The 13,321-nt window shown below is 56.2% G+C and carries 11 protein-coding genes; 9 read left to right on the plus strand and 2 right to left on the minus strand.

The features are described 5' to 3' along the window. Window positions 1-84: 84 nt before the first annotated feature. The gene (locus DHB74_RS09350) at window positions 85-555 is read left to right on the plus strand and encodes a hypothetical protein (protein ID WP_036990682.1); all 471 of its coding nucleotides are present in this window, start codon (window positions 85-87) and stop codon (window positions 553-555) included. A gap of 155 nt (window positions 556-710) precedes the next feature. On the opposite strand, the gene hldE is transcribed toward DHB74_RS09350, so the two are convergent. Beyond that, window positions 711-2,153 (minus strand): bifunctional D-glycero-beta-D-manno-heptose-7-phosphate kinase/D-glycero-beta-D-manno-heptose 1-phosphate adenylyltransferase HldE, encoded by a 1,443-nt coding sequence (hldE, locus tag DHB74_RS09355; protein WP_036990686.1) that lies wholly within the window; start codon window positions 2,151-2,153, stop codon window positions 711-713. Window positions 2,154-2,203: 50 nt separating this feature from the next. Continuing rightward, complete coding sequence (msbA, locus tag DHB74_RS09360) at window positions 2,204-3,988, minus strand: lipid A export permease/ATP-binding protein MsbA (RefSeq protein WP_036990687.1); 1,785 nt, start codon at window positions 3,986-3,988, stop codon at window positions 2,204-2,206. A gap of 133 nt (window positions 3,989-4,121) precedes the next feature. On the opposite strand from msbA, the gene DHB74_RS09365 reads away from it, so the two are divergent. The 8 genes from DHB74_RS09365 (at window position 4,122) to gmd (ending at window position 13,320) form a co-directional block, all read left to right on the plus strand. Then, window positions 4,122-4,718 (plus strand): lipopolysaccharide kinase InaA family protein, encoded by a 597-nt coding sequence (locus tag DHB74_RS09365; protein ID WP_051611024.1) that lies wholly within the window; start codon window positions 4,122-4,124, stop codon window positions 4,716-4,718. Window positions 4,719-5,322: 604 nt separating this feature from the next. Further along, window positions 5,323-6,762, plus strand: a complete 1,440-nt coding sequence (locus tag DHB74_RS09370; protein WP_499161270.1) for a glycosyltransferase family protein — start codon at window positions 5,323-5,325, stop codon at window positions 6,760-6,762. After that, entirely contained in the window at window positions 6,759-8,213 is a 1,455-nt protein-coding gene (locus tag DHB74_RS09375) for a glycosyltransferase (RefSeq protein ID WP_499161271.1), read from the plus strand. The genes DHB74_RS09370 and DHB74_RS09375 overlap by 4 nt, the downstream gene beginning before the upstream one ends. Then, window positions 8,210-9,067 (plus strand): class I SAM-dependent methyltransferase, encoded by an 858-nt coding sequence (locus DHB74_RS09380; protein WP_499161272.1) that lies wholly within the window; start codon window positions 8,210-8,212, stop codon window positions 9,065-9,067. The genes DHB74_RS09375 and DHB74_RS09380 overlap by 4 nt, the downstream gene beginning before the upstream one ends. A gap of 8 nt (window positions 9,068-9,075) precedes the next feature. Then, window positions 9,076-10,332 (plus strand): acyltransferase family protein, encoded by a 1,257-nt coding sequence (locus DHB74_RS09385; protein WP_499161273.1) that lies wholly within the window; start codon window positions 9,076-9,078, stop codon window positions 10,330-10,332. After that, entirely contained in the window at window positions 10,241-11,143 is a 903-nt protein-coding gene (locus DHB74_RS09390) for a class I SAM-dependent methyltransferase (protein ID WP_499161274.1), read from the plus strand. The genes DHB74_RS09385 and DHB74_RS09390 overlap by 92 nt, the downstream gene beginning before the upstream one ends. Before the next feature lie 292 nt (window positions 11,144-11,435). Next, window positions 11,436-12,356, plus strand: coding sequence for an NAD-dependent epimerase/dehydratase family protein (locus tag DHB74_RS09395; protein WP_136869250.1), 921 nt, complete (start codon window positions 11,436-11,438; stop codon window positions 12,354-12,356). Further along, window positions 12,349-13,320: a GDP-mannose 4,6-dehydratase gene (gmd, locus tag DHB74_RS09400; RefSeq protein WP_036990697.1), complete on the plus strand. Its 972-nt coding sequence runs from the start codon at window positions 12,349-12,351 to the stop codon at window positions 13,318-13,320. Before DHB74_RS09395 ends, gmd begins: the two co-directional genes overlap by 8 nt. Window position 13,321 lies beyond the last annotated feature (1 nt).

Genomic DNA, 13,321 nt, shown 5'->3' on the forward strand with positions numbered 1-13,321 from the left:
TCGATAATGTGAAGCACGGCACTTTGCCCGCCGGCCAACCTTGTTATCCTCCGCGCTGAATTCACTACCTCGCCAGGGCTCACCATGGATGCCAGCCAAACCCGAACCGGATTCAGCCGGGGCTTGCCAACGCTGCTCGTCAGTATTGCGCTTTCGATAGCGACCAGCTTGCCCGCCCAGGCCAGCGAACCCGGCACCGAACGGCAAACCAGTTTCAGCGACCGCAACTACGTTCCCGGCCGCCACATCAACACCATTAGCCCGGTAACCATCAAGGAAAGGAACAACGCACCTGCCAAGGCCCGCCGGATTGAAGAAGAAACAGAGAAAGTGATCTGGACCGATGCCCGGGGCACGGAAACCGAATACCGCATGTATTACGCACATGACGGCACGCTGCTGGATTTCGCCAGCGTATGCAGCAATTACCGCACCGGCTCAATTGATTATCGCAACTGTCGCAAGGCCGCCAGACAATGGTTCGGCAGCAAATGCAACGGCGGCAGCGCGGCGGGGAAGATGTATTGCCATGCACGCAATGCGTTCAGGCCTTGAGCGCCCCTGCAGCCCTGTGCAAGGCCGTCTAGCCACTAACTACTGTGGGAGCGGCCTTGGCCGCGAAGCTTTTCTTGCAAACCCGTTCGCGGGCAAGCCCGCTCCCACAAAAAACCAGCTCCAGCTGAGCTGATCTTACTCAAGCACGACATAACTCAAGAAACAGCGGTTCCCTCATTCTGCTCCCGAATCTTCTCGACAATTGCCGTGGTCGAGCAGCTATCGACGAACTTGAGCACCTTTACCTCACCGCCATAGGCCTGCACGATAGGCGCGCCCACTACCTGGTCGATGCCATAGTCGCCGCCCTTGACCAGCACATCCGGGCGCAACTGCTTCAGCAGCTCTTCCGGCGTATCCTCGGAGAAACTGACCACCCAGTCCACTGCGCCCAATCCGGCCAGCACGGTCATACGCCGCTCTACCGCATTGATCGGCCGTCCCGGCCCCTTCAGGCGGGTCACCGAGGCATCATCATTGATCGCCACGATCAGCCGGTCACCCTGGCTGCGGGCCTCTTCCAGATAGCCAACATGACCGGCGTGGATGATATCGAAGCAGCCGTTGGTGAAGACGATCCGCTCGCCATGGGCACGGGCATCCTCCACCGCCACCAGCAACTGGTCGGCCGACAATACACCCAGCCCTGCCCCCTGTTCATGCTGGAGCGCCCGGCGCAGTTCCGGGGCGCTGATGGCAGCGGTACCCACCTTACCGATAACGATGCCGGCAGCCAGATTGGCCAAGCCCACGGCGTTGGGTAGCGATTCTCCTGCGGCCAGCGCGGTTGCTACCGTTGAGATCACGGTGTCGCCGGCGCCGGTCACATCGAATACTTCCCGCGCCCGCGCTGGCAAATGGAGGGCCGCTTCGCCCTGGCGCAGCAGCGTCATCCCCTGCTCACTGCGGGTGACCAACAATGCCCCCAGGTTCAGCTCTTCGATCAGCGCCAGGCCCTTGTCGACCAGCTCCTGTTCGCTGGAGCAGATACCCACCACTGCCTCGAATTCGGACAGGTTGGGCGTGATCAAGGTGGCGCCGCGGTAGATGCTGAAATCTTTCCCCTTGGGGTCGGCCAACACCGGCAGGTTGCGCTCCCGAGCGGCCTTGATCAACGCCTGATGATTGACCAACGCACCCTTGCCATAATCCGAGAGGATCACCACCCGGACCTTGTCCAGCAGCCCGTTTACCGTATCCAGCAGAGCATCGCCATCGGTAGCAAAGGGCTCTTCGAAGTCCACCCGCAGCAGTTGCTGATGCCGACTCAACACCCTCAGCTTGGTGATGGTCGGCTGCTCGGGGTGCCCCTGGAAAGCGCAGTACACACCCGCAGCATTCAAGCGCCGCTGCAGTATCTCGGCGGCCTCATCCTCACCCGTGACGCCCACCAGCCAGGCGGGCGCACCCAGCGCAGCAATATTCAGTGCCACGTTACCGGCGCCGCCGGGGCGATCCTCGATCTGATCAACTCTGACCACCGGCACCGGTGCCTCCGGTGAAATACGGTGACTGGGGCCGTGCCAGTAGCGGTCCAGCATCACATCACCCACCACCAGAACCGGCGCGGAATCAAAACGGGGCATGGTCAATTTCATTGCGTCACTCACTTGTATTGGCTCCGACCTGTCAGGTTGGTAATAGCGTCTCAGACGGCGGGCTTCTCGTCCTGGAACTGCATGCTGTGCAGCCGTGCATAATAACCATCCTGCGCTATCAGCTCGGCATGACTGCCACGCTCGACGATGCGCCCCTGGTCCATCACCATGATGATGTCGGCCTTCTCGATGGTCGACAAGCGGTGGGCGATCACCAGTGCGGTGCGACCTTCCATCACGCGATCCAGCGCCGCCTGGATATGCCGTTCCGACTCGGTATCCAGCGCGGAAGTTGCCTCATCCAGAATCAGCACCGGCGCATCGCGCAACAGGGCACGGGCGATGGCCAGCCGCTGGCGTTGGCCGCCGGACAGCAACACGCCGTTTTCACCGACCAGCGTGTCGAAGCCCTGGGGCAGCTGCTCGATGAATTCCGCTGCGTAGGCGGCTTCCGCCGCAGCAATCACGGCCTCGCGCGGCGCCCCGGCCAGATCACCATAGGCAATATTGTTGGCGACCGTATCATTGAACAATGTCACATTCTGAGTCACCAGGGCGATCTGCCGGCGCAGGTTGCGCAAACGGTACTGCTCTACCTCGACGCCATCGAGCAGGATGTCCCCTTGGTCATGACTATAAAAACGGGGAATCAGATTGGCCAGGGTCGATTTACCACTGCCGGAACGGCCTACCAGCGCCACCATCTGCCCCGGCTCGATAGTGAAATCGATGTCCTGCAATACCACCTTGTCCGTCCCGGGATAGTGGAAAGAGAGGTTCTTGACCTCGATACGCCCGCTGATGCGCTCGCGCTCGACGGTACCGGTATCCTTCTCGGGCTCCTCATCCAACTGCTCGAAAATGCTCTCAGCCGCGGCGATACCTTTCTGGATATTGGCACTGACCTCGGACAACTGACGAATCGGCTTGGGCAGCAAGCCTGCCGCTGTGATGTAGGACACCAGATCACCAGCGGTCGCATCGCCACGCAGAAACAACACCAGGAACATCACCCCGGCCATCGCCCCGTAGGTTACCAACTGCAGCGTAGGCGTGAACACCGCACCCGTACGGACCATCTTCAGGCCACGCGAGCGATTGTTTTCGCTTGCTTTGTGAAAGCGATCACTCTCATATGTCTCGCCGCCGAAGCTACGTACCACGCGGTAGCCGGTAATGGTCTCGGAGGTGACATGGGTCACGTCACCCATGGCCGTCTGGATCTTCTTGCTCTGCTTGCGAAATTTCTTGCTGGTGCTGTTGACCATCAGGCCAATCAGCGGCAGTACCGCCATCAGCACCAGGGTCAGTTTCCAGTTCATCCACAGCAGATAGCCAAACAGGAAGATCACCGTCATGCCTTCACGGAACACCACCTTGATTGCATCGGTGGCGGCGCCGGTGACCATGGTCACGTTGAAGGTCACCCGGGACACCAGATGACCTGAATTGTTGTTGTCGAAGTAGCGGTTGGGCAATGTCAGCAGATTATCGAACAGCGCGGTGCGCAGGTCATGTACCACACCCAGCGATACCCTGGCGATGTAGTAGTTACCCAGGAAGGAGCCAATGCCCTGATACACCGCGACCAGGATGATGAACAGCGGAAAGCCCCAGATCAGCGGTACGCCGAGAAACTGGGCGCTGGCCCCCTCATTCAGCCCGTCCACAAAATACTTCAGCATCCAGGCCATAGCGGGCTGACTGGAAGCGAAGACCATGAACCCCAGGATACTGATGACAAACGACACCCAGTAGGGCTTCACATAACCAAGCAAGCGCAGATAGATACGTGCGCTTGAGCGGGCAAAGCTTTCTTTTGGAGAATCCGACATAAGCTCTTCGCGAAATGGAATCAGGCCGGGAGTTTATCACAGCATGTCGGGCCGCAAGCCCAATCGCATACAGCCTCACATGAAGGAATAGTCCAGTTACGGTAAACTACCGTTTTGTTTCAGGATCGTGTCAATGCAGCCACTCAACAGGGAACAGTACGACATCTGGCGTGCCGATGCGCAGATACTCGAGAAGGACGGCCACGGTGAAAAGGTCCTGCGCCTGGCCGACGGCACCTTTCTCAAACTGTTCCGGCGCAAAAGCTGGCTCTCCAAGACCGCTTTCTATTCACCGGCCAAACGCTTCGCGGACAACGCCGCAGAACTGCAACGCCTCGGCATCCCCTGCCCCCGGGTCATTCAGCTTTACCGGATGAGTGACCCATACCGTTCGGTGGTCCATTACGAACCATTGGCAGGCGAAACGCTGCGTCAATTACTGGAGGACGATACCAGTCTCGATCAACTGGAGCTGTTTGCTCGACTGGCGGAATTCATTACCCACCTGCATGATCTGGGCGTTTACTTTCGCTCGCTGCACATGGGCAACATTGTTCTGACGCCCGACAATAAACTCGGCTTGATCGATATCTCTGATATGCGCTGCCTGGGCCGGCCACTGCCCCGGCGGATGCGGGACAGGAATTATCAGCATCTGCTGCGTTATGAAAGTGATTGGGCGTTGGTGAATCCAAACGTGGGCAGTCTATTCAGATTCAACTCGCGATAAGGCATGCTACTGCAACGGTAAATGTGATTTTTATCGCATCGGAGCGCGAGCCAGAACACAATGAAATTCTGCTGAATGCCATTGACATCCCGGCTTATATTTTCCCGCCACATATCATCCGGTATGGCCTATTTTTTCACCCAGATAATAGCCGCCGGCATGATCTGCCATCTTTACTCATCAATTTCCTAACGGGTGATAGTGCGTTCTTCCGGGGTGGGGATACTGCCAAACGTGGCTGGCTGGTGGTTTTCAAGCAAGACGACTGGCGCCTCCCATTGCTCCACTCAGTGCGCATTAATGCCCCTGAAAGCACAAGCATAGGCGTCTACCGACAGCATTCCGTTGCATGCACTATTGCTGGAGCCGTTCCATTCACACATCCAGCTCCGCTCTGAGGATAAAGAGGTCTCACACTGCACAACTGCTGACCACTATCAAAAGCGCTGAGCGGTGACCACGCCCCTCGAAAGTGACTCACAAGTCACCCAGATATTCAGCGTTCGGCGTCTTGCAATGCATCTGAAATGCTGTTTGTATTAGGCGTTCCAGAGCTTATTGCATCCGGTTTGACGCTCTCTGGTGAATAAAAAAAGAAAAAGAAATGATCATAATCGTTAATTCAAAAGTGAACAGCGCAAGTATTCAGGGCTCGTTGGGCAAACCTGAATACAGCTATTACTTTCTTCTCAAACAATTCATGCCCGCCCTCGAGCAGGTTGCTCGGGTTATTTCTGTCGAATCAAGCGACGAGGTAGATCCGCTTTACCTGCAACTTTCCAAAACAGGCGAAGGCATTATTTTCCTCAGTGTCAGCCCGCCGCAGCAGACTCCGGTGGATCTGCAATGTCCGACCGTATGCCTGTTTGCCTGGGAGTTTCATGATGCACCGGATCAGCCATGGGGTAACGAACCGCGCAATGATTGGCGACACGCCCTGCAACGACTGGCTGGCGCGATAGCTTGCAGCCAGGAGTCCGCGCAAGCCATTCGCAACCTGATGGGCGAAGCCTACCCGGTCATAGCGGTGCCGGCTCCGGTCTGGGCTCACTTCGGCAGTATATTACCCGCAGATGGCTGGCGACCGCGCTCCGACTCAAGGAGTTTCGAGTTCTCCGGCTACGTGATAGACAGCGCCGGCCTGGGCCTTTCGGCCAATGGGCTGGTACAGCATCTACCCCGCCCACCCCGCCACCCGTACACCAGCAAATCTGCAGTCAAGAAATCCGGCGCGCTGAGGCTCAGTTTGAATTTGCTACGCGCTTGGCTGGCTACTTTGCTTCGAAGCTGGATCCCGCGTACTGAACCGCAACGTCAAGGAAAGCAACCTCCACCCAATCAGGCTGGTAAACAGCCAGTGGAGAATTGCCGCGTTGAACTGTCAGGTACCGTATTCTGCAGCATGCTCAGCCCCAGTGATGGTCGCAAGAATTGGGTAGATATCGTCACGGCCTTCTGCTGGGCCTTCCGCGACAACCCCAACACTACTTTACTCCTGAAAATGACTCATCATGATCTGGAGTTCTACCGCATCCCCCTGCTGACCCTATTATCCCGCCTGGCTCCATTCCAATGTCGGGTATTGACGCTGCACGGCTTTCTGGATGACCAACAATATCGTGAGTTGATCAGCATCACCGACTTCTACGTCAATGCGTCTACCGGCGAAGGCCTGTGCTTGCCCTTGATGGAATTTCTCTCCAGTGGCAAACCAGCACTCGCCCCTCGCCACACCGCGATGCTCGACTATCTGGACGACGAAATAGCACGTGTCGTATTGAGTTCCGAGGAATTGGCCTGCTGGTCTCATGACCCGGCCGGGACACTGCGTACCCGCCGTCACCGTCTCGACTGGGAATCGCTGATGCAAGGCTTTCGCGACTGCTACCAACTGACACTGGACGACCCGAACGGCTACCAGCGCATGTCCGTAAATGCCTGGCAACGCATGCGCGACTTCGCCGACACCTCCGTCGTCGCAACGCAACTGCAGCATTTTTTGACTCCCTTGTTGGCGACGCAGCTCAGTCGAGGTGAGAGATGAAGATTCTGGTGTATTCAGCAATGAATGCCGAAACCGTGGTGCAGAATTTTGGAGAACCAGAATACAGCTATTATTTCGTACTACGCGAATTCATGCCTTTGTTGCAGCAACTAGGGGAAGTGCAGGTAGTCGAAGCTCCTGCCACTGAAGTCGACCCTCTCTACCGGGAGGCCACAGAAAGCGGACAAGCCTGCGTATTTCTGAGTTTCTCTCCGCCTCATCTGACCTGCCTGGATCTCGCCTGCCCTACTATCCCCGTGTTTGCCTGGGAATTTAGTAGCATGCCGGACGAGACCTGGTGGGAGGATCGCCCGGAACTGGACTGGCGCCAGTCCCTGCAACACTGCGCCGGTGCCATAGTTCATTCACAACAAAGCGCCGATGCGGTACGTGAGCTAATGGGTGATAATTTTCCAGTAGTGGCTATTCCTGCCCCACTCTGGGATCGCATGGGCCCGGCCCGTGAACATCTGCGAGATGCCAACGATCCCGGTTCGGAGGTTATCGAGGTTGCGCGCGGCGCGCTATTTGATACCAATGACCCAGATCTTATTCACTGGTTGCCGACTGAACAGGACATCATCCGTGCCGTGGCCGAAGCCCGCGGCGAGATTCCAATTGATCATAATCAGGGTTTCCGCCGCGCCCCCAAAAGCGCCGCGCGAATCACTCTTGAGTACCTGGTGGCATGGTATCAACAGGTACTGTCGTGTCGCGTGCCTGATACATGGCGCCCCAGGCTGGATCGCTGGGCGGTCCAGAGCGATCCATGGCAACCTGGCCGACGCCGGTTACAACTGAGTGGCGTGGTCTTCACCAGCTTGTTCAACCCCCTTGATGGTCGCAAGAACTGGACCGATATGCTCACCGCCTTCTGCACCGAGTTCCGTGACGAGCCTGAAGCCACTCTGGTTTTCAAACTTGGTCATCGACGCCAGGAAGAAGCCATCCAACATATTCTGATGGTGTTGCCCAAGCTGGGCAGGTTTCGCTGCCGTGTCGTACTGGTGAGTGGCTTTCTGGAAAATGATGCCTATCTCGATCTGCTGAATGGCAGCCACTTCGCAGTTAACACCTCTCATGGCGAAGGACAATGCTTACCCCTGATGGAATACCTCTCCTGCGGCAAGCCAGCAGTAGCCCCTCAGCATTCCGCGCTGGCTGATTACATCAATGAGGATATTGCCTTCGTGGTCGATAGCTCAGCTGACGCAACTGCCTGGCCACATGACCCGCGGATCGCCTATCGCACTTTGCGCCAGCAGATCAACTGGTCGTCACTCTGTAAATCCTTCAGAGCCGCCTATGAATGTTATCGCGAAGATCCTGAGCGTTACCAAAGGATGTCCGGAGCTGCGGTCAAACGCATGCAGCAACACTGTTCAATAGTTATAGCCAAGGCTCGCCTGGAACCCCTGTTACAACAATTGCTGGAGAGAACCCCTGCATGATTCCTACCTGGATGCGCGTCCCCAGCCTCGAAGAGTGGCAACGCAAGGCAAATGATCCTGAGTTCCATGATGCACGTAACGTTGGGCTTACCGACGCGGTCCGGGCTGGCTGGTACCAGAACGATACCGGTGAGCTATTTCGCAACTTCCAGATATGTGCGGAGGATGTGGTTGTGGATGTGGGTTGCGGGGCTGGTGGCGCCAGCCTGTTCTGCGCACGCTCTGGCGCGCAGGTAGTGTATTGCGACCTTGATCCAGGCAATATCGAGAGTCTGAATGAGCGTATCCAGCACACGCCCGCACGCGAACCCCGTGGCATAGTCACCGACTGTAATCCTCTACCGCTGCCTGAAGGCTTCGCATCGCGGGTGATCGCGATGGAAATGCTCGAACATGTGGACGACCCGGAAACGATTCTGCGAGAACTCGTACGCATCGGCAAGCCCGGCGCCCTCTACCTGATTTCTGTTCCGGATGCGACGGCCGAGCGACTCCAACTCCCGATTGCGCCTCCAGAATATTTCAAGAAACCTAATCACATCCATATTTTCGAGCCGGATGAACTCGCCGGAAAAATCACCGACGCGGGGCTGGAGATTGTCGAACGTTCCAGTTATGGGTTCTTCTGGAACCTCTGGATGTCGATGTACTGGGTTCTGGACAAGGCGGCCCAGAATGACCCTGAAGCTATCAGCCATGACTGTACCAAGCCACCCTATTTCCCCCTGCTTGATAGCTGGACCGCAATCTGGGCACGCCTGATAAGCCTTCCTGAAGCCGAGCCGCTGCGCAAGGCGTTGGATGAAGCCCTACCCAAGAGTCAGATCTTCATAGCCCGCAAACCCCTCGGTTAAGCAGCCCCATGAGCAACGGGCGCATTCTCGATATTGAAGTCCTCCGCGGGCTCGCTGTCATCGGTGTGGTAATTCATCACGCCCGAGACAATCTATTTACCTGGAGCTCATCAGGGCTTGAGCGGCTGGCAGTATATTTCGGCGGATGGGTTGGGGTGGATCTGTTCTTCGTCATTTCGGGATTCGTCATAGCCCGCACGCTACTGCCGCAACTCCAGGCCAGAGGCAATGATCAGTCGGCCGTACGGATAACCCTGGCCTTCTGGATAAGGCGCGCCTGGCGCCTCCTGCCTTCCGCCTGGCTGTGGTTGCTGATAATGCTGCTGGGCGCAGTTGTATTTCGCGACACCGGCACCTTTGGCGATCTTCGCGCGAACCTTGAAGCCACCGTTGCGGGTTTCCTAAATGTTGCGAACCTGCGCTTTCTCGACACTTTTATGCAAAGTGAGTACGGGGCAAGCTTCGTTTATTGGAGCCTGTCACTGGAAGAGCAGTTCTACTTCCTGCTGCCGCTGGTAGTCCTGCTGTCGCGCCGCTGGTTGGTACCGGTATTGATACTGATAGTGCTCTATCAACTACTCCAGGAGCGAACCCTGGCCATGATGGTATTTCGCTGCGACGGTATGCTACTGGGGGTACTGCTGGCTATCTGGAGCCGACACCCCAGCTATCAGTTAGCCAAGCCAGAAATTCTGCAGACGCTTCCGCTCAAGGGAACCATTCCCTTATTGTTTCTGCTGGGATGTCTGGCCTTGCTTGGCTCCGATGAATTGCGTGTAACCACTCATCGAGTCAGCGTAATTACCCTGCTCTGTGTTCTGCTGGTATGGATCGCATCGTATAACGAAGATTTGTTGATGCCAGCACCACTACATGGAGTGTTTACCTGGCTGGGCGCCCGCTCCTTTGCCATCTACCTGATCCATATTCCGGCGTTCTTCCTGACCCGTGAAATCTGGAGTCGAATGAATCCCGGCAACGTGGCCAACTCCGACGATTTCCTTCTCTACCTGCTAACCGCTGGAGGGTTGATCATAGTCTGCAGCGAGCTCAACCATCGCTGGGTAGAACAACCTTTACGGCGCAAGGGTCGCGCCATAGCCCAACGCATGATGAACGAAACCACCTCCCCAGGCCGTGCGCCGCAACCTCAAAGCCATGCAGGAACCAGACATGATTACCCGCTTGAAGCGCATATTTTCGGTAAATCAGAGATCAGCCCTACAGCAGACGGTGCGGGCCGCTCAGACCAGCCTATCGGCTGAGCAGCCAGTCGTAGCAGCGGCCAGCGAAGATGTTGCGGCTATCAATGATGTCACCCTGCATGACGCGAACCTCAGCGGCTGGTTTCTAGAAAACGGGGAGCTGTTTACTGACTTTCAAATCCAGCCAGAAGACCATGTGCTTGATGTCGGCTGTGGCGATGGAGGGCTCATTGGCTTCTGCGCCGGACGCGGGGCTGAAGTCACTTTCGTCGATATCGACGAGCAGAAGGTAAAGGATACTGAGAGCCGGCTACAAGGCTCTGCGGCTAGGGGCATTCATGGTCTGGTCAGCGATGCCAACCCGCTCCCTCTGCCCGATAACCATGTCAACAAAGTAATCTGCACCGAGGTACTCGAACATGTGGACGACCCCGTTAATTTTCTCGCTGAACTGGTTCGCGTCGGTAAGCCTGGGGCACTTTATCTACTCAGCGTTCCAGATATTGCGAGCGAAACGGTGCAGCAAACGGTGGCACCACCACTCTACTTCGAAAAGCCCCACCATATTCGCATTCTCTCCCGGGAAGACTTCCCCAGGTTAGTCAGCGACGCCGGACTTATTATTGAGAAACAGACCTGCTATGGCTTCTTCTGGTCAATGTTCTGGGCCTTCTTTTGGACTTGTGACCAGGACCTATCTGACCCTTGGCATCCCCTGCTTCAGCAATGGGGACGCACTTGGGAAACCCTGCTATCAATGCGAGATGGACCACGTATCAAGCAAGCTCTTGACCAAGCATTGCCCAAGAGCCAGGTCATTATTGCGCGTAAACCCGAGCGCTGCCCACCGGAACCACCCAGCGAGTCATGACGTGAATAAATGATGTTAAATTCGCTTAAAATCTTAAAAAAAGCGAAAAATCTCAAACTTAGCAATTGGCTTGACAGCGCATTCAAACAAACGTTTAATCCTTATTCATACAGTGAATAAGGATTAAACAAGAAAACCTGACCGTCTCAATCCGATACATCTGAAACCCATATAGCACCACTCCAAGAATAAAGGGCTACGGGAATGCTTGCAGAGATATCACACCGGAGGGACCAATGTGTCCGCAGGGTTTGGCGGGTAAGGGCACGTTGCCTAGCCGACAGGGGGCCACGTGTCTAAGTTACTTGTCACGGGTCAAAGCGGCTTCGTTGGTCGGCACCTGCTGGCTCATTTGGCAAATCATCAATCCGAATGGCAGCCGGTAGCGGCGCCTTCTCATGATCTACTCGATACCAACTCGCTCGATGCCTGGGTGTCGGCGACCCGTCCTGATGCTGTCATCCATTTGGCCGGGCAAACTTTCGTTCCTGAGGCTTTCCGTAATCCGGCCCGCACTCTGCAGATCAACCTGCTCGGTACTCTGAATCTACTTCAGGCCCTCAAGCGCAATGATTTCCAGGGCACCTTTCTGTATGTGAGTTCCGGGGACGTCTACGGACAGGTCACCGCAGAGCAATTGCCCATCGACGAAACCCTGCTGCCTAAGCCTCGCAACCCTTACGCCGTGAGCAAACTGGCGGCGGAAAATCTTTGTCTGCAGTGGTCATTCAGCGAGCCAGATTGGCGCATTGTGATCGCCCGCCCATTCAATCATATCGGCCCGGGCCAAGCAGCCGATTTCCTGGTTCCCGATATGGCCCGCCAGTTGATACGTATTCGTAAAGGATTGCAGCTTCCACGACTGCAGGTCGGCGACGTAGATGTGAGTCGGGATTTTCTTGATGTACGTGACGTTGTACGCGCCTATTTTCACCTGCTGGAAAAAGGCCAGTCAGGTGAGATCTATAACGTCTGCTCAGGAGTAGAACGCGACATCCGCGAACTGATAATGCAGATGGCCAGTCTGGCGGAAGTAGAAATCACTCTGGAACAGCATCCAGATCGTCTACGCAGGGCAGAACAGCGGCGCGTAGCGGGTTCTGGCGAGAAGTTACGCGCGCAAACGAACTGGCAACCCATCATAACAACCACAACAACTCTGCACGATGTGCTCAGCGACTGGGACGAGAGGATTCATAATAACAATGAATAAGCATGCACTTATTACCGGTGTGACTGGCCAAGATGGCGCTTACCTGGCAAAGCTACTGCTCGACAAAGGTTACAACGTATATGGCTTGGTCGCACGGCGCAGCTCGGATACCAGTTGGCGCCTGCGTGAGCTAGGCATAGCCAGCGACATTGAGTTCCTAGAAGGTGATCTGGCCGATGCCTGCTCGATACAACGCGCGGTCATCAAGTCTCGCCCCACCGAAATATATAACCTGGGCGCGCAGAGCTTTGTCGGTAGCTCATGGGACCAACCCGTCACTACCGGGATTGTGGACGGGCTGGGCGTAACTCATGTACTCGAAGCCATCCGTCAGTTCTCCCCCGAGACCCGTTTTTATCAGGCGTCAACGAGTGAAATGTTCGGCCTCATTCAAGCGGAGCGGCAGGACGAATCCACGCCTTTCTACCCACGGAGTCCTTATGGTGTCGCCAAGCTCTATGGCCACTGGATCACCGTCAACTATCGGGAAAGTTTCAATCTGCATGCCTCCAGCGGGATTCTGTTCAACCATGAATCCCCTCTGCGCGGAATCGAGTTTGTCACCCGCAAAGTCACCGATGCCGTAGCCCGAATCAAGCTGGGCAAACAGAAGGAACTACGCCTCGGCAATATTGACGCCAAGCGTGACTGGGGCTTCGCCGGAGACTATGTGGAAGCCATGTGGCTGATGCTGCAACAGCACCAGCCGGATGACTATGTCGTAGCCACCGGGCAGACCGCCACCGTACGTGACATGTGCTCATTGGCATTTGAGCGGGTTGGCTTGAATTATCAGGATCATGTGGTCATTGATCCGCGTTTTTTCCGCCCCGCGGAGGTAGATGTACTGCTGGGTAATCCTTCCAAGGCAAAACGTCAGCTCGGCTGGTCCGCACGTACCAGTCTCGCCGACCTCATTGCCATGATGGTTGAAGCTGACCTGCGCCGGGTCAGCAAGGAGTAGA

Origin of the sequence: Pseudomonas sp. G11-1 (assembly GCF_024031555.1) — a bacterium.
In the GTDB taxonomy this organism is placed as follows: domain Bacteria; phylum Pseudomonadota; class Gammaproteobacteria; order Pseudomonadales; family Pseudomonadaceae; genus Halopseudomonas; species Halopseudomonas bauzanensis.